Raw genomic sequence first — 16807 nt, forward strand, 5'->3', positions numbered from 1 at the left:
GCAGGAGGGTTACCGTCCAAGGCTTTACAATTGTCTAACCAAGTTCGCCGATCACAGGAATGGCCCGGTCGCCCGGCGCTTCGCCGACGCCGGCGTGATGCCCGACAGGCTGCGGAAATCGCGAGTCATGTGCGGCTGGTCGGCATAGCCTGCATCAGCGGCTGTCCCAGCCAACGGCTCTGATTGCGGCAGCGCCCGCATCGCGGCGCGGAACCGCAGCAAGCGAAGGTAGCGGCGCGGAGATATCCCGACCGTGGCGGCGAACCAGCGCTGGACCTGCCGGTGCGACAGCCCGGTTTCCGCGACGATGTCGCCGACACTTACCGCGTTCTGCACCGTTCGGGCGATCGCTGGCGGTGGGTCCGGCAGGGCTGCGGCGAGCGCGGTAGCCGAATCGCCATCGAGGAGCGCCCCGATCCGCGAGCAGGGCTCCAGCGCGATCCAGCGACCAGCCAACTCCCGGCAGGGTCTGTCGCTCAGTGCATGCCACGCCCATGGCCACAGGCGGATTCCGGAGAACCGGGTCCCAGGCGAGAAGCTGAATGCGACGCTCCGCTCCGTGAGCCCGGTCGCGAAGCGCGGGGGCTGTTCGGTTCCCCATATCGAACGGCCGGAATGCCGCCGGATGACCTCGATGCATCCGTCGGGCGTCGCCTCATGCTCGATCCATTCATCTCCGGTCGCCTGCAGGGTCCACAATCCCGCGACCCATCCGGTCAGGCGGGTCGGAACCGTGTGTTCGCGATACTTCATCGTCACAGCGTGGCATGTCGTGTCGGTTCAAGCCAGCGGTCCCGCCGCACGCTATCGAAACGGTGCAATTGACGGGAGGGAACGAGGATGCGGGTGATCGCGATAATATTGGGAGCCGGGATAGTGATCGGGGCAGCGCCGGACCCGGGCGCCCCCCTGCCGTCGTGGATGGCCGGCTGCTGGATCGAGGACAGGGCGCCGCGCTGGACCGAGGAATGCTGGACGATTCCGCGGGCCGGATCGATGCTGGGCAGCAACCGCGCGGGCAACGGTGACCGGCTGACGATGTGGGAAGCGATGCAGATCTTGCCCGATCCGGATGGTCGGCCGGTGTTCTGGGCCTCGCCCCGCGGCGCCCCGCGCTCGGCCTTTCCGATGGCGTCGGCAAAGGAGGGCGAGATCGCCTTCGCCAACCCCGCGCACGACTATCCGCAGCGTATCCGGTACTGGCGGGAGGGGGAACTGCTGAAGGCCGAGGTGTCGCTTGCCGACGGCAGCAAGCCGATGCGGTGGAGCTTTCGGCGGATGAAATGACCTATCCATGCTCCCGCTTGCGCGGGGAGCAAGACGGAAAAGGGTCAGGCCGCCACCGTCTCCGCCAGCACGACCAGGCCGGTGCCGTTGACCTCGGCGAAACCGCCCTCGATGCGGATCGTCTCGGGCGCGCCGTTCTGCGTCTTGTAGATCGCCAGTTCGCCATCGCGGATCGTCGACATCAGGGGGGCATGACCTTCCAGCACGCCGAAATCGCCCTCGGTGCCGGGGACGACGACCATGTACACGTCCTCGGACCGGACGAGCTTTTCAGGCGTGACGAGTTCGAAGTGCAGCATGTCTCGATCCTAAACCCCTCTCCCATCGGGAGAGGGAGGGGCCCGCCGCCGACAGGCGGTGGGAGGGTGAGGGTCGGGCGCTTTGCCCAAAGCCGCCCTCATCCAACTCCGGCCAGGCGGCACGCCGCCAAGCCTTCGTATCCTTCTCCCACCGGGAGAAGGATTTACGCGTCCTCGGCCAGCTTCTTGCCCTTGGCGATCGCTTCCTCGATGCCGCCGACCATGTAGAAGGCGGCCTCGGGCAGGTGATCATACTCACCCTCGACCACCGCCTTGAACGACTTCACCGTATCCTCGATCGACACGAACTTGCCGGCGATGCCGGTGAAGACTTCGGCGACGTGGAACGGCTGCGACAGGAAGCGCTGGATCTTGCGCGCACGCTGGACGGTCAGCTTGTCCTCCTCGGACAGCTCGTCCATGCCCAGGATGGCGATGATGTCCTGCAGCGCCTTGTACTTCTGCAGCGTTTCCTGGACCGCACGCGCGGTGTCGTAATGCTCCTGGCCGACGACCGCGGGGCTCAGCACGCGGCTGGTCGAATCGAGCGGATCGACCGCCGGATAGATGCCCAGTTCCGAAATCGCGCGGTTCAGCACGGTCGTTGCGTCCAGGTGGGCGAACGAGGTTGCCGGCGCCGGATCGGTAAGATCGTCGGCGGGCACGTAGATCGCCTGCACCGACGTGATCGAACCCTTGTTGGTCGAGGTGATGCGTTCCTGCAGCGCGCCCATGTCGGTCGACAGGGTGGGCTGATAGCCCACGGCCGACGGGATGCGGCCGAGCAGCGCCGACACTTCCGAACCCGCCTGGGTGAAGCGGAAGATGTTGTCGACGAAGAACAGCACGTCCTGCCCCTCCACGTCGCGGAAATATTCGGCGATCGTCAGGCCCGACAGCGCGACGCGCGCGCGGGCGCCCGGCGGCTCGTTCATCTGGCCGAACACCAGCGCCACCTTCGACCCCTCGGGCGTCGGGTTGCCGTCGGCGTCCTTGGCGATGACGCCCGCGTCGAGGAACTCGTGGTACAGGTCGTTGCCCTCGCGGGTGCGCTCACCCACGCCCGCGAACACCGACGTGCCGCCATGGCCCTTGGCGATGTTGTTGATCAGTTCCTGGATCAGCACGGTCTTGCCCACGCCGGCTCCGCCGAACAGGCCGATCTTGCCGCCCTTGGAATAGGGTGCGAGCAGATCGATCACCTTGATGCCGGTGACGAGGATGCTCGTTTCGGTCGACTGGTCGACGAAGGCGGGCGCCTGCGCGTGGATCGGGGCGGTGGTTTCCGCGCCGACCGGGCCGCGCTCGTCGATCGGCTCGCCGACGACGTTCAGGATGCGGCCCAGCGTCTTCGGGCCGACCGGCACGCGGATCTGCGAGCCGGTGTCGGTCACGGTCTGGCCGCGGGTCAGGCCTTCCGTCGCGTCCATCGCGATCGTGCGGACGGTATTCTCGCCCAGATGCTGCGCGACTTCGAGCACCAGCTTGTTGCCGTTGTTGTCGGTTTCCAGCGCGGAGAGGATCGACGGCAGCGAACCGTCGAACGTCACGTCGACGACGGCGCCGATCACCTGGCTGATGCGGCCGACATTGGTGGTGGTCGCGCTCGCGGCGCTCTTGGTCTTAGCGGCGGTGGCCATGTCTTTGTCCTTGCCTCGTAACTCTTAGAGCGCTTCCGCGCCCGAGATGATTTCCACCAGCTCGGTCGTGATCGCGGCCTGGCGGGTGCGGTTATATTCGGTGGTGAGCTTCTTGATCATGTCGCCCGCGTTGCGGGTGGCATTGTCCATCGCGGTCATCTTGCTGCCCTGTTCCGACGCGGCGTTCTCGCGCATCGCGCGGAACAGCTGGATCGCGACGTTGCGCGGCAGCAGGTCGGCGAGGATCGACTCCTCGTCGGGTTCGTAGGTGACGGCGGCCATGCCGGTGTCGGCGGATGCGGCGACGCGGCCCTCCGGCACCTTCACGGGGATGATCTGCTGCTCGGTCGGCTCCTGCGTCATCACCGACCGGAAGGTCGAGAAGAACAGGTGGGCGACGTCGAATTCGCCCTTCTCGAACCGCGCGATCAGGTCGTCGGCGTAGCCGCGCGCGTCGGCGAAGGCGAGCTTGCCGAGATCGCCCGGCTCGATCCCGTGCGCCATCGCGTCGCGATACTGGCGCTGCAGCACCGCGCGGCCCTTGCGGCCGATGGTGTAGAATTTCACCGTCTTGCCCTGGGCCACCAGTTCGTCGGCGCGCTTCTTCGCAAGGCGGGCGATGTTGGTGTTGAACGCGCCGGCCAGGCCACGGTCGCTGGTCGCGACGACGAACAGGTGGACCTGGTCCTTGCCCGTGCCGGCCAGCAGCTTCGGCGACGATTCACTGACCGTCACCTTGCTCGCGAGGCTGGCGACCACGCGTTCGAGGGTCGCGGCATAGGGACGACCGGCCTCCGCCGCCTCCTGCGCGCGGCGCAGCTTGGCGGCGGCGACCATCTTCATCGCCTTGGTGATCTTCTGCGTCGACTTCACCGAGCCGATGCGGATCTTGAGGGCCTTCAGTGACGCCATCTCATTCCCAATTCGTCATCCCGGCGAACGCCGGGATCTCGTGACACAGACCGCGCGGTTGGCGGCCTGAGACCCCAGCTTTCGCTGGGGTGACGGCTCATTACGCGAACGTCTTGCCGAACTGCGCCAGCGCGGCCTTCAGCTTGTCGCGCACGTCGTCCTTCAGATCCTTCGCATCGCGGATCGCGGTCAGGATATCGGCGTGGTTGGCGCGCATGTCGGCGAGCATCGCGGCTTCGTAGCGGGTCACCGCGGCGACCGGGATCGCGTCGATATAGCCCTGGGTGCCGGCGAAGATCGACACCGTCTGCTCCTCGAACGGCAACGGCGAGAACTGGGGCTGCTTGAGCAGCTCCGTCAGGCGCGCGCCGCGGTTGAGCAGCTTCTGGGTCGAGGCGTCGAGGTCCGAGCCGAACTGCGCGAACGCCGCCATTTCGCGATACTGCGCCAGCTCCAGCTTGATCGAGCCCGACACCTTCTTCATCGCCTTGGTCTGCGCGGCCGAGCCGACGCGGCTGACCGACAGGCCGACGTTGATCGCCGGACGGATGCCGGCGTTGAACAGGTCGGTTTCCAGGAAGATCTGGCCATCAGTGATCGAGATCACGTTGGTCGGGATGTACGCCGACACGTCGCCCGCCTGCGTCTCGATGATCGGCAGCGCGGTCAGCGAACCGCCGCCCTGCGCGTCCGACATCTTTGCGGCGCGCTCCAGCAGGCGGCTGTGCAGGTAGAACACGTCGCCCGGATAGGCTTCGCGGCCCGGCGGGCGGCGAAGCAGCAACGACATCTGGCGATAGGCGACCGCCTGCTTCGACAGATCGTCGAACACGATCAGCGCGTGCATGCCGTTATCACGGAAATACTCGCCCATCGCAGCACCCGTGTAGGGCGCGAGGAACTGCATCGGCGCGGGTTCCGACGCGGTCGCGGCGACCACGATCGAATATTCCATCGCGCCGTTTTCTTCGAGCGTGCGGACGAGCTGCGCGACGGTCGAGCGCTTCTGGCCGACCGCGACATAGACGCAGTAGAGCTTCTTCGACTCGTCGCTGCCCGAATTGACGCCCTTCTGGTTGATGAAGGTGTCGATCGCGACGGCCGACTTGCCGGTCTGGCGGTCGCCGATGATGAGCTCGCGCTGGCCACGGCCGACGGGCACGAGAGCGTCGATCGCCTTCAGGCCCGACTGCATCGGCTCCGACACCGACTGGCGCGGAATGATGCCCGGCGCCTTCACCTCGACGCGGCTGCGCTGGTCGCCGGCGATCGGGCCCTTGCCGTCGATCGGGTTGCCCAGGCCGTCCACGACGCGGCCCAGCAGGCCCTTGCCGACCGGAACATCGACGATGGTGCCGGTGCGCTTGACGGTGTCGCCTTCGCGGATTTCCGAGTCCGAACCGAAGATCACGACGCCGACGTTGTCGGCCTCCAGGTTCAGCGCCATGCCCTGCACGCCGTTGGCGAATTCGACCATCTCGCCCGCCTGGACGTTGTCGAGGCCGTGGATACGGGCGATGCCGTCACCGACCGACAGCACCTGGCCGGTCTCGCTGACCGTCGCTTCGGTGCCGAAATTGGCGATCTGGTCCTTGATGACCTTGGAGATTTCTGCGGCGCGGATATCCATCGTCTTTGCCTTAGCCTTTCATCGCGTGCGCGAGGGAATTCAAACGGGTCTTGATCGACGAATCGATCATCTGGCTGCCGATCTTCACGACCAGCCCGCCGAGGAGCGAGGGATCGACCGAGAGGTCGACCGAAACGTCGCGGCCGACGCGGTTGCGCAGCGCCTGCCTCAGCTCGACCACCTGCGCTTCGCTGAGCGGATGGGCGGAGGTGACCTCGGCCGTCGTCTCGCCGCGATGCTGGGCGGCAAGGCTGCGGAAGGCGCGGACGATCGCCGGCAGATCGCGCAGGCGACGGTTCTCGGCGAGCACGCCCAGGAACTTCGTCGTCGTCGCGTCGAGCTTGAGCGATTTGGCGACCGCGGCCACCGCCCTGCCGGCCGCGACCCGGCCGATCACCGGGCTGGTGGTCAGCGCCGCGAAATCCGCCGATTCGGCCAGTGCCTGCTTGACGGTAGCGAGGCTCGCCTCGACCGCGTCGATCGTCTTGGCATCGCGGGCCAGCTGGAACAGCGCGGTCGCGTAGCGCCCGCTGAGGCTTGCCTGAATACCGCCGGTGCTTTCCACGAGCGCGTCGTTCCTCTTGGGATAAACTGGGTGCGACCCTTGGAAGAAAAGGGGCCGACTCTGCGTGCGGCCCCCGTTCGGGTCGCGGCGCGCCTAGCATCGGGTCGCCCCCCGCGCAACCGGGCAAAGCGTGTTGGTTGACACATCAACCGCTTTGCGTGTTGGGCCTGTCCATGGTTTTGTCGTTCATCGATCGCCTCGACGCCCTGCGGGAAGGGATCGATCACCGCCTCGCGCCCGCGCTTGCCGCACAGGGGCTGGCGACGGGCGAGTGGCGGCTGCTGCGCGCGCTCCACCGGCTGGGGGCCGTGGCGCCGAGCGCGCTGGCCGAGGCGTGCGGGTTGACGCGCGGCGGGGTGACGCGACTGGTCGACCGGCTGCGTGCCCGGCGGTTGGTGGTGCGCGCGGCTGCGGGGCGGGAGGATCGCCGATACCAGACAATCGCGCTGACCGGCGCCGGCGCGTCGCTGGCGGCATCGCTGCTGGCGACCGAGGCGGCGGCGGAAGCGGCGGTGCTCGATCCGCTCGGCGCGCGTCGGCGCGGGCAGTTGATCGACATTCTCGACGCGCTGCGCTGATCGAGCCTAGGGTGGCCACTATAAGGGGGACGATCATGAAGCGCATATCCGCCGTGGTGCTGGCCTGTGCGGCCGCCACCACCGCCCACGCCGAAGATGTCGATCTGACCGGCAAGTTTCCGGCGGGCAGCCGACAGGTCGCGATGCTCGATTCGCTGGCGGTCGAACGCTTCACCGGCCGCGATGGCCCGCAACTGTCGCTCGCGCTCGAACGCGCGCTGCTGGCGGCGGAGGACGATGGTCGTCCGCATTTCGCGATCCGCCCCGACCGGCGCGATGCCGAAGGGGCGGTCACCGGCGCGGTCTCCACCGGCGTGCGCGAGGAGAATTACCGGAAGAAGGAAAAGCGCTGTGTCGAGCGCGGCGACAGGAACAAGTGCGTGCGCGAGGAGGAGCAGGACATCCCGTGCAAGCGCCGCATCGTGGAGCTGACCGCCAGCGTCCGCGTGGCGAGCCGCGAGGCGATCGCCTGGTCGGGCGAGCCGAAGCGCCGCAAGGAGATCAGCTGGTGCGGCGACCAGAAGCCATCCGAAACGGCCGAGACCAGCGTCCAGCGCATGATCGGCGAGATCGCCGGTGAACTGCGCGGCGTCTTCGCACCGACCGTGCGCGGCTACAGCGTGCGCTTTCGCGAGAATACCAAGGGGTTGCCCAAGGGTGCCGCGACCCGCTTCAAGGCGGTGGTCAAACAGTCGCAGCGCGACCTGCCCGGCGCGTGCGCGGGCTGGGAAGCGATCGATCGCGAGGTGGCGGACCATGTCGCCACGGTGTTCGATCTGGGTGTGTGCGCGGAGGCGCGGGGCGACCTGCGCGATGCGCTGACCCGCTACGAACGGGCGTCGGCGCTGCTGGGGCGGGGGAATGAGGCCGAGGCCGATGTCGATCGGGTGCGCCAGCTGATGGCGGCGCGGGAGGATGATGTGGCGCGCGGGCGGTAAAAAGGGCTGGCTGGCGCCACGTCGTCAGGCGGAGCGAGCGTTGCTCGCACCGCTGCCCGACGTGGCATCTCCTCGGCTTGCTGTCGCAAGCCGAGGGTGCCCGCTACACGTCCAGATTCGCCACCGTCAGCGCGTTTTCCTGGATGAACTCGCGTCGCGGCTCGACAACGTCGCCCATCAGGCGGGTGAAGATCTCGTCCGCCACATCGGCCTGGTCGATCTGCACGACCAGCATCGACCGGTTGGCCGGATCGAGCGTGGTTTCCCACAACTGGTCGGCGTTCATTTCGCCAAGGCCCTTATAGCGCTGGATGCTCAGGCCCTTGCGGCCCGTCGCCAGCACCGCGTCGAGCAGCTGCGAGGGGCGCGCGACCAGCGTCTCGCCCTTGCCGACGACGGGGGCATCCTCATCGTCCGCCGCCGCGTCCTCGGCCTGCGCTGCGCCCTTCAATGGCACCAGCTTGGCGAGCGTCGCATAGCTTTCGGACATTTCGGCGGCCAGCGCGTGGAGCTTGCGCCCCTCCGCCGAGCCGAGGAACGCCGCCTCGACGATGTGATGATCGGTCACGCCGCGCCACAGCCGCTCGAAATGGAAGCCGCCATCCTCCGACACGCGCGCCGACCAGCGGGCGTCCTCGTCGGTCTGGTCGAGCCGCGCGGTGACCGCCGCCAGCCGACCCGCGCGCCGGTCGCGCGTCGCCTCGGGATCGAGCGCGCCCGCCAGCGCCAGCGCCTCGACGATCTCGGACGGATAGCGACGGGGGACGAAGCGCATCAGCGTGCGCATCCGCCGCGCGTGATCGACCAGCTCGCGCAGGTCGTCGCCCGACCGCGCGCCGCCCTGCGTTTCCAGCACGGTCAGGGCGACGCCGGCATCGACCAGATACTGGTCGAGCGCCTGATCGTCCTTCAGATACACTTCCGACCGGCCCTTCGACGCCTTGTACAGCGGCGGCTGCGCGATGAAGAGGTGCCCGGCCTGGATGATCTCGGGCATCTGGCGGTAGAAGAAGGTCAGCAGCAGGGTGCGGATGTGCGCGCCGTCGACGTCGGCGTCGGTCATGATGACGATCTTGTGATAGCGCAGCTTCTCGAGGTTGAAGTCGTCCCGGCCGATGCCGGTGCCCATCGCCTGGATCAGCGTGCCGATTTCGCGACTGGAAAGCATCCGATCGAACCGCGCGCGCTCGACGTTCAGGATCTTGCCGCGCAGGGGCAGGATCGCCTGGTAATGCCGGTCGCGGCCCTGTTTCGCGGAGCCACCGGCGGAGTCGCCCTCGACCAGGAACAACTCGGATTTGGCCGGATCGCGTTCCTGACAGTCGGCGAGCTTGCCGGGCAGGCTGGCGATGTCCATCGCGCCCTTGCGCCGGGTCAGCTCGCGCGCCTTCTTCGCCGCCTCGCGCGCGGCGGCAGCGTCGATCACCTTCTGGACGATCGCCTTTGCGGTGGCCGGATTCTCCTCCAGCCATTCGGCCAGCTTGTCGGCCATCAGTGCCTCGAGCGGCTGGCGGACTTCGGAAGAGACCAGCTTGTCCTTGGTCTGCGACGAGAATTTGGGATCGGGCAGCTTGACGGAGACGATCGCGGTCAGCCCTTCACGCATGTCGTCGCCGGTGAGGGAGACTTTCTCCTTCTTCAGCAGCCCGGACTTGTCGGCGTAATTGTTGATCGTGCGGGTCAGCGCCGCGCGGAACGCGGCGATGTGCGTGCCACCGTCGCGCTGGGGGATGTTGTTGGTGAAGGCCAGGACGTTCTCATAATATGAGTCGTTCCATTCCAGCGCGACGTCGATCGTCACGTCGTCGCGCGTACCGGTGATGGCGACGGGATCGGGCATCAGCGGTGTCTTGTTGCGATCCAGCCACTTCACGAATGCGGCAATCCCGCCTTCGTAATAGAGCTCGATCTCCTTCGCCTCCTCGTGCCGCGCGTCGCGCAGGAACAGGCGCACGCCCGAATTGAGGAACGCGAGTTCGCGGTAGCGGTGTTCGAGCTTTTCGAAGTCGAATTCGGTGATCTTGAAGGTCGCGGGGGAGGGGAGGAAGGTGACCTTCGTTCCCTTCTTGCCCTCCGGCGCGGGGCCGACGACCTTGAGCGGGGCCACGGCGTCGCCGTGGGCGAAGCGCATGTAATGTTCCTGCCCGTCGCGCCAGATCGTCAGATCCAGATATTCGCTCAGCGCGTTGACCACGCTGACGCCCACGCCGTGCAGGCCGCCCGACACCTTGTAGGCGTTGTCGTCGGACGTGTTCTCGAACTTTCCGCCGGCGTGAAGCTGGGTCATGATGACCTCGGCCGCCGACACGCCCTCTTCCGGGTGGATGCCGGTCGGGATGCCGCGGCCGTTGTCCTCGACGCTCACCGATCCTTCGGCGTTGAGCTGGATGACGATGCGGTCGCAATGCCCGGCCAGCGCCTCGTCGATCGCATTGTCGCTGACCTCGAACACCATATGGTGCAGGCCCGATCCGTCGTCGGTGTCCCCGATGTACATGCCGGGCCGCTTGCGCACCGCGTCGAGGCCCTTGAGGACCTTGATCGAGGAGGCGCCGTACTCGTTGCTGTTGGGGGTGGTGTCGGGGGTATCGTCCATGCCCAGCATATAGGCAGCGGCCCGACGAAACGGAAGCGAAATGGGCGCGCCGGGCGTCAGCGTCGAAACGCCCCGGGGGGCGGTCGAGCTGTGCCGTGGCGGGGACGATATTTACCTTTCGTTAACCATTTCCGGCGACCTTTTGGTAAGGTTTTCTCAATCAATCGGATATTCCCATGCGACGCGCGTTTCTCGCTGCCTTTCTGCTCGCCCCGATGATGGCGGGATGCGCCGCGCAGACCGGGCGGGGCGGCGGCGCGAGCGTGACGGTCGAGCCGGTGGAGGCGTGGCGCGAGGCGGCGGACGCCGGCGACGCCGAGCGTATCGACGAACTGCCCGCCGCCTGGGCGCGTGCCATACAGCGGATCCCTGTGCGCAGCCGCTCCGCGGTGACGGCGGAAGGCGCGCTGCTGACGCCCGACGCCGCGCTCGATCACCCGGAATTGTCGCCCGGTTCCTATTCGTGCCGCGTGCTGCGGCTGGAGGCCAACCGGCTGCGCAGCTTTCCGGCCAATTTCTGCTACGTCCAGAGCGGCGAGGGCAATGTGCTGACGCTCGCCAAGCAGACCGGCAGCGAGTTGCCCGCGGGACTGCTCTATCCCAGCGCCGATCGCCGTTACGTGTTCCTCGGCGCCCGGCAGCAGAAGCCCGGCGAGACGGCGCTGACCTATGGCGCCGATCGCGAACGCGATGTCGCCGGCGTTGTCGAGCGGGTCGGTTCGTTCCGCTGGCGGTTGGTGCTTCCCGAGCGCGACGGCCGCAGGCTCGATGTGCTGGAACTCACCCCGGTCCCGGTCGAGCGCCAGCCCGGTTAGCTGATCCCGCTGCCCTGCAAGTGATTCGCAACAACCGCGCGGCGCTTGCATCGACGGGGCGTGCTTGCCAAGGGACCCCGCGACATTTCTTCGCGACGTAAAGGACACCTGCCCTTGGCCACCGCGCACCGACCCGCCCGCCCGCGCGCCCCGCACCTCCAGGTGTACCGGTGGAGCCCGGCGATGCTCGTCTCAATCCTGCACCGCGCGACCGGATCGGGGCTGGCGACGGTCGGCACGATCCTGTTCGTCTGGTGGCTGGCGGCTGCCGCTGCGGGCGAGGCGTCCTACGCGCAGTTCCTGTCCTGGTTCACCGGGCCGCTGGCGCCGCTCGGCTATGTGCTCGGCGTCGGGCTGACCTGGGCGTTCTTCCAGCATCTGGCCAACGGCGTCCGCCATCTGTTCATGGATTTGGGCGCCAATTTCGAGCTGAAGGCGAACCGCGTGTCGGCGATCGCTACGCTGGTCTTCTCGGTGCTCGGCACCGCGGCCTTCTGGGCCTATATCGTGATGGGGCGCTGACGATGGGACAGGGAACCGCGATCGGCCGCGTGCGCGGTCTGGGCAGCGCCAAGGAGGGCGCGCACCACTGGTGGCTGCAGCGGGTGACCGCGGGCAGCAACATCCTGTTGATGCTGTGGTTCTTCATCAGCATCGCCCGCCTGCCCGGATACGGCCATGCCGACGTGCTGCAGTGGCTGGCGACGCCGTGGACGGCGGTGCCACTGATCCTGCTGGTCGTCTCGGTCTTCTGGCATTTCCGCCTCGGGCTGCAGGTGGTGATCGAGGATTACCAGCATGACGCCAGCCGCGTCGCCGCGCTGCTGCTGCTCAACATCTTCACGATCGGGATGGGCGCGACCGCCGTCTTCGCCATCCTCAAGATCGCCTTCACGGGAAGCCTGAAATAATGTCCGCCCCAGTATCAAACGGCGCCTACAAGATCATCGACCATAGCTATGACGCGGTGGTGGTCGGCGCCGGCGGTTCGGGCCTGCGCGCGACGATGGGCGCGGCCGAGGCGGGCCTGAAGACGGCGTGCATCACCAAGGTGTTCCCGACGCGCAGCCACACCGTCGCCGCGCAGGGCGGGATCGCGGCGTCGCTCGGCAACAATTCGCCCGATCACTGGTCGTGGCACATGTATGACACCGTCAAGGGCTCCGACTGGCTCGGCGACCAGGACGCGATCGAATATATGGTGCGCAACGCGCCGCAGGCGGTGTACGAGCTGGAGCACGCCGGTGTGCCGTTCAGCCGCAACGACAACGGCACCATCTACCAGCGCCCGTTTGGCGGGCACATGCAGAACATGGGCGCCGGGCCGCCCGTGCAGCGCACCTGCGCCGCCGCCGACCGCACCGGCCACGCGATGCTCCACGCGCTGTACCAGCAGAGCCTGAAGTACGACGCCGATTTCTACATCGAATATTTCGCGCTCGACCTCATCATGGAAGACGGCAAATGCCGCGGCGTGATCGCGCTGTGCATGGAGGACGGCAGCATCCACCGCTTCCGCAGCCATGCCGTGGTGCTGGCGACCGGCGGTGGCGGGCGCGTGTACCAGTCGGCGACCAGCGCGCACACCTGCACCGGCGACGGCAACGCGATGGTGCTGCGCGCCGGGCTTCCGTTGCAGGACATGGAATTCGTCCAGTTCCACCCGACCGGCATCTACGGCGCCGGTGTCCTCATCACCGAGGGCGCGCGCGGCGAGGGCGGATACCTGACCAATTCCGAGGGCGAGCGGTTCATGGAACGCTATGCCCCGTCGGCCAAGGACCTCGCGTCCCGCGACGTCGTCTCGCGCTCGATGGCGATGGAAATCCGCGAAGGGCGCGGCGTTGGCAAGGAGAAGGACCATATCTTCCTTCACCTCGACCACATCGATCCCAAGGTGCTGGCCGAGCGGCTGCCGGGCATCACCGAGACCGGCAAGGTCTTCGCCAACGTCGATCTGACGCGCCAGCCGCTGCCGGTGGTGCCGACCGTCCACTACAACATGGGCGGCATTCCCTGTAACTATCATGGCGAGGTCGTGACGCTGAAGGACGGCGATCCGGACAGCGTCGTGCCCGGCCTGTTCGCGGTGGGCGAAGCGGCGTGCGTTTCGGTGCACGGCGCCAACCGGCTGGGTTCCAATTCGCTGATCGATCTGGTCGTGTTCGGTCGCGCGACCGGGCTGCGTCTGAAGGAACTGGTCAGGCCCAATTCGCCGCACGTGGACCTGCCCAAGGGTTCGGAAGATATGTCGCTCGCGCGGCTAGATCACTTCCGCAACGCCAAGGGCGGATCGCCGACCGCCGCGATCCGCGCCGACATGCAGAAGACGATGCAGCGCCACGCCGCAGTGTTCCGCGATTCGAAGCTGCTCGCCGAGGGTGTCGAGCACATGGACATGGTGTACCGGTCGATGAACGACATCGGCATCACCGATCGCTCGCTGATCTGGAACACCGATCTGGTCGAGACGCTCGAGCTCGACAACCTCGTCAGCCAGGCCGTGGTGACGATGCGCTGCGCGGAAAACCGCAAGGAAAGCCGCGGCGCCCATATGCACGAGGATTTCCCCGATCGCGATGACGCCAACTGGATGAAGCATACCATCGCGACGTTCGACGGCTGGGGCGGCAAGGGCGGCGCGGTGAAGATCGATTACCGCCCGGTGCACGACTACACGCTGAGCGACGACATTGACTATATCGAGCCGAAGAAGCGGGTGTATTGATGGCTGGGCGAGGGCGCTGACGGTAGGGCGCGAATGCTGAAAAGGGTGGTCGCCGTCTTTCAGGGATAGCGGCGGCGCTGGTGAATAACCGTCAGAATGTCGATCTCGCTTTCCGAGGCGATGCGGTACACGATCGTATAGGGCAGGCCGGTCACCGCGAATTCGCGGGTGTCGCGACGTGTCCGTGTCGACCCAGCAGCGGAAACTGGCCGAACATCATCGCCGTCTGGCGAATGCGCGAAAGCACGTCGTCGGCGGCGCGTGGATTGTCTTCGGCGATCCAGCCCCTAATGGCGTGAAGGTCGGCGAGTGCCTGTGGCGTGAAGCTAACGTTCAAAGCCCAGCCGGCGCCAGACTTCTTCGGCCGGAATCATCGCGTCGCGATCCCGCGCCTGGGCGAGAGCGGCTTCGATCTTTGCTCGCTTCCAGCTTTCATAGCCGCGCTCGACGGCGATATCGCCGCCGTCGAGCTTTTCAGCGATCGGGACGGGCGCGGGCTTCATGCCCGGAATATAGCAACGGCTCGTTGATTATGCCAAGAGTCGAGCGATGCTGAGGACGGCATTCGGTCTTGTTCTGTCGCTGGCCCTCACCGGCGCGGCATCGCCCACGATCACCGCGCCGCCGCCCGCGCTCAACGCCGATCCCTTCTACGCCAGGCACATCGACGCCGCCGGCATCCCGATCCTGTCGTCGGCGAACGTGCCCGACGCGGCCCTGCTCGCCGCGCGCTCGATCGTGGTCGAGATGCTCGCCCACCGGCCCGACCTCGCCCGCGATATCGCCCGTGTGGGCACGCGGATCGCGATCATGGCGGAGGACGAGTATACCACCGATCTGCCCGAACAGCGTCACTGGACGCGGCCCGCGCGCGACGACCCGCGCCTGACGCGGTGCGAGCGCATCCACTATGATACGCGGATCGGCGCGATGACCGATCGCGCCTATTGGAACGCCCGCGCACGAGGGATGGGCGGGGTGTTCACCAGCGGCGCGGCGGAGGACCTGCTGGGGCTCCGCTCCTCGCGCTATTATGGCGAGACGATCTTCGTCCATGAATTCGCGCACAATGTGCTGATGGCGGCGGAGCGGACCGATCGCGCCCTGTATGCCGCGGTCGAGCGGGCGTATGGCGACGCGCTGGCGGCGGGGCGGTGGAAGGACGAATATGCCGCCACCACGATCGGCGAATATTGGGCGGAGGGGACGCAATTCTGGTTCAATTCGAACAGGCTGGCGGCGTTCGACGGGCGGCGCATCCTGTCGCACCGCGACCTGAAGGCCTATGATCCGGCGCTCCACGCCGCGCTGGGCCGCGCCTATGGCAAGCGTCACCGGCTAAGCGCCGATCCCTTCTTCGGGCATCCCGCGCGGGTTCCGCTGGGGCCGATCCCGCGCAATACCGCAGAGGTGTGCTGAACGCTTGACGGCGAGGCGCGGCCCCGCGACCCTGCGCGCTTCGGACAAGCGGGGGCGCGGGTGCGGTACTGGGGGCTTTCGATCCTGATGATGGCGGGTGCGGCGGGGGGGCAAGCCTATCAGCCGCCCGCCCATACCGTGGCGCCGCCGCCGATCTTCGCGCGCGCGTCTCCACAGGAAATCCAGGCGGCGGCGGATGGTGGCGCACAGTTCGAGCAGGGGCGCCCGGCGCGCTGGACGCTGGCCGAGCACCGCCGGCTCGCCACCGCGCTCGCCGCCGTCCAGCCGCAGAGGAGGGGCGTGGTCGACGCTTATGTGCTGTCGGTCGCGCTCGACAGCGATCCCGTCTTCGGGCGTGAGGCGCGCGAGGCGGCGAAGGTGCTGTCGCGCCGGTATGACGCCGCCGGCCGCACGATCGTGCTGGCGGGATCGGACGGATCGAAGGACAGCGACCTGCCGCGCGGATCGCCCGACAACATCGCCGCGGCGCTCGCCCGCGTGGCCGAGGCGATGGACGTGCGCGAGGATGTGCTGGTGCTCTACACCACCAGCCACGGCGCGCCGCTGGGGATCGTCTACAATGATGCCGATCAGGGCTATGGCGCGGTCAGCCCGACGCGGCTGTGGCAGATGTTGAGCGACCTGGGGATCGCCAACCGGCTGGTGTTCGTCAGCGCCTGCTATTCGGGGGTGTTCGTGCCGATGCTGTCGTCGCACGGATCGGTGGTCGTGACGGCGGCGTCGGCGGAGCGATCGTCGTTCGGCTGCGTCAGCGACAATGACTGGACCTTCTTCGGCGACGCGCTGGTCAACCATGCGCTGCGCAGGCCCCAGCCGCTGGCGGCGGCAGTGGGGGAGGCGACCGCGACGATCGCGAAATGGGAGGGCGACCACCAGTTGCTGCCGTCCGAGCCGCAGGCGAGCTTCGGCGCCGGCGCGGCGGGCTGGCTGGCGGCGCTGGAGGCGCGCAGCCCCAAGGCTGCCACGGCGCCGGTCGGCAAGCCCGCGATCGCATCGATGAAGGACGTGCCGAAAGGGCGGTGAGCCTTATCCTGTGCCCGTTTGGAAGATGCGGAACCTCCCGCCACCTCGCCGGTGGCGCGGCCCATGTCCGAGAAATCCGGCAACGCCATCCATTCTGGGTTGCTGGCCCGACCGCACGTCCAGCTCCAGGGGCCGATCGACGACGCGCTCTGTTCGGAGTTCAGGTGCCGGCTTGCCGACGCCCCGGCCGAGGGTTGCGCGCTCAAGATGGAGGTCGCCAGCCTGAAGGCCAGGCTGTACGAGATCGAAGATTCGGTGGCGTGCGAGCCGGGGCTGGTGCTCGACGTGATCTGGGGTGATTTCAGCGATCGCTCATTTTTCGCTCATGGCGCGCATCGCGCGATGGCATAGACCGG

The 16807-nt window shown here is 67.4% G+C and carries 18 protein-coding genes and 1 pseudogene; 10 read left to right on the plus strand and 9 right to left on the minus strand.

Features of this window, described 5'->3' with window-relative positions:
• Positions 1-51: 51 nt before the first annotated feature.
• Positions 52-753 (minus strand): AraC family transcriptional regulator, encoded by a 702-nt coding sequence (locus VYI76_RS15095; RefSeq protein WP_326525748.1) that lies wholly within the window; start codon positions 751-753, stop codon positions 52-54.
• Positions 754-876: 123 nt separating this feature from the next.
• Here VYI76_RS15095 and VYI76_RS15100 point away from each other — a divergent pair, with 123 nt between their 5' ends.
• Complete coding sequence (locus tag VYI76_RS15100; protein WP_326525605.1) at positions 877-1287, plus strand: DUF6265 family protein; 411 nt, start codon at positions 877-879, stop codon at positions 1285-1287.
• 44 nt (positions 1288-1331) lie between these two features.
• Here the strand turns inward: VYI76_RS15100 and VYI76_RS15105 are convergent, their stop codons facing one another.
• The 5 genes from VYI76_RS15105 to VYI76_RS15125 form a co-directional block, all read right to left on the minus strand.
• A complete protein-coding gene (locus VYI76_RS15105; protein ID WP_326525606.1) occupies positions 1332-1586 on the minus strand; it encodes an ATP synthase F1 subunit epsilon in 255 nt (84 codons plus the stop codon).
• Between the two features lie 164 nt (positions 1587-1750).
• Positions 1751-3226 carry a F0F1 ATP synthase subunit beta gene (atpD, locus tag VYI76_RS15110; RefSeq protein ID WP_326525607.1) on the minus strand — a complete coding sequence of 492 codons (1476 nt, stop codon included), beginning with the start codon at positions 3224-3226 and terminating at the stop codon, positions 1751-1753.
• A gap of 24 nt (positions 3227-3250) precedes the next feature.
• Complete coding sequence (locus VYI76_RS15115; protein ID WP_326525608.1) at positions 3251-4138, minus strand: F0F1 ATP synthase subunit gamma; 888 nt, start codon at positions 4136-4138, stop codon at positions 3251-3253.
• Positions 4139-4238: 100 nt separating this feature from the next.
• Entirely contained in the window at positions 4239-5768 is a 1530-nt protein-coding gene (gene atpA / locus VYI76_RS15120) for a F0F1 ATP synthase subunit alpha (protein WP_326525609.1), read from the minus strand.
• 10 nt (positions 5769-5778) lie between these two features.
• The gene (locus tag VYI76_RS15125; RefSeq protein WP_326525610.1) at positions 5779-6333 is read right to left on the minus strand and encodes a F0F1 ATP synthase subunit delta; all 555 of its coding nucleotides are present in this window, start codon (positions 6331-6333) and stop codon (positions 5779-5781) included.
• 173 nt (positions 6334-6506) lie between these two features.
• On the opposite strand from VYI76_RS15125, the gene VYI76_RS15130 reads away from it, so the two are divergent.
• Both VYI76_RS15130 and VYI76_RS15135 read left to right on the plus strand, forming a co-directional pair.
• The gene (locus VYI76_RS15130; protein WP_326525611.1) at positions 6507-6911 is read left to right on the plus strand and encodes a MarR family winged helix-turn-helix transcriptional regulator; all 405 of its coding nucleotides are present in this window, start codon (positions 6507-6509) and stop codon (positions 6909-6911) included.
• Between the two features lie 35 nt (positions 6912-6946).
• Positions 6947-7849 (plus strand): hypothetical protein, encoded by a 903-nt coding sequence (locus tag VYI76_RS15135; protein WP_326525612.1) that lies wholly within the window; start codon positions 6947-6949, stop codon positions 7847-7849.
• A gap of 103 nt (positions 7850-7952) precedes the next feature.
• Here VYI76_RS15135 and gyrB read toward each other — a convergent pair whose 3' ends face one another.
• Positions 7953-10454: a DNA topoisomerase (ATP-hydrolyzing) subunit B gene (gene gyrB, locus VYI76_RS15140; RefSeq protein ID WP_326525613.1), complete on the minus strand. Its 2502-nt coding sequence runs from the start codon at positions 10452-10454 to the stop codon at positions 7953-7955.
• A gap of 167 nt (positions 10455-10621) precedes the next feature.
• Between gyrB and VYI76_RS15145 the strand changes: the two genes are divergently transcribed.
• The 4 genes from VYI76_RS15145 (at position 10622) to sdhA (ending at position 13988) form a co-directional block, all read left to right on the plus strand.
• The gene (locus VYI76_RS15145) at positions 10622-11260 is read left to right on the plus strand and encodes a DUF4893 domain-containing protein (RefSeq protein WP_326525614.1); all 639 of its coding nucleotides are present in this window, start codon (positions 10622-10624) and stop codon (positions 11258-11260) included.
• Positions 11261-11374: 114 nt separating this feature from the next.
• A complete protein-coding gene (gene sdhC / locus VYI76_RS15150) occupies positions 11375-11782 on the plus strand; it encodes a succinate dehydrogenase, cytochrome b556 subunit (RefSeq protein WP_326525615.1) in 408 nt (135 codons plus the stop codon).
• A 2-nt stretch (positions 11783-11784) separates the two neighbouring features.
• Entirely contained in the window at positions 11785-12171 is a 387-nt protein-coding gene (gene sdhD / locus VYI76_RS15155; RefSeq protein ID WP_326525616.1) for a succinate dehydrogenase, hydrophobic membrane anchor protein, read from the plus strand.
• Positions 12171-13988, plus strand: coding sequence for a succinate dehydrogenase flavoprotein subunit (gene sdhA / locus VYI76_RS15160; protein WP_326525617.1), 1818 nt, complete (start codon positions 12171-12173; stop codon positions 13986-13988). Before sdhD ends, sdhA begins: the two co-directional genes overlap by 1 nt.
• A 59-nt stretch (positions 13989-14047) precedes the next feature.
• Here the strand turns inward: sdhA and VYI76_RS15165 are convergent.
• Positions 14048-14325, minus strand: a pseudogene (locus tag VYI76_RS15165) (type II toxin-antitoxin system RelE/ParE family toxin).
• Complete coding sequence (locus VYI76_RS15170; protein WP_326525618.1) at positions 14315-14491, minus strand: hypothetical protein; 177 nt, start codon at positions 14489-14491, stop codon at positions 14315-14317. The pseudogene VYI76_RS15165 and the gene VYI76_RS15170 overlap by 11 nt, the downstream one beginning before the upstream one ends.
• 46 nt (positions 14492-14537) lie before the next feature.
• On the opposite strand from VYI76_RS15170, the gene VYI76_RS15175 reads away from it, so the two are divergent.
• From VYI76_RS15175 to VYI76_RS15185, 3 genes are all read left to right on the plus strand, one after another.
• Positions 14538-15407, plus strand: coding sequence for a glycoside hydrolase (locus VYI76_RS15175; RefSeq protein WP_326525619.1), 870 nt, complete (start codon positions 14538-14540; stop codon positions 15405-15407).
• Between the two features lie 60 nt (positions 15408-15467).
• Positions 15468-16451 (plus strand): C13 family peptidase, encoded by a 984-nt coding sequence (locus tag VYI76_RS15180; protein WP_326525620.1) that lies wholly within the window; start codon positions 15468-15470, stop codon positions 16449-16451.
• 63 nt (positions 16452-16514) lie between these two features.
• Complete coding sequence (locus VYI76_RS15185) at positions 16515-16802, plus strand: hypothetical protein (protein ID WP_326525621.1); 288 nt, start codon at positions 16515-16517, stop codon at positions 16800-16802.
• Positions 16803-16807: the final 5 nt, after the last annotated feature.

It is taken from the genome of Sphingomonas sp., assembly GCF_035910975.1.
Taxonomy (GTDB): domain Bacteria; phylum Pseudomonadota; class Alphaproteobacteria; order Sphingomonadales; family Sphingomonadaceae; genus Sphingomonas.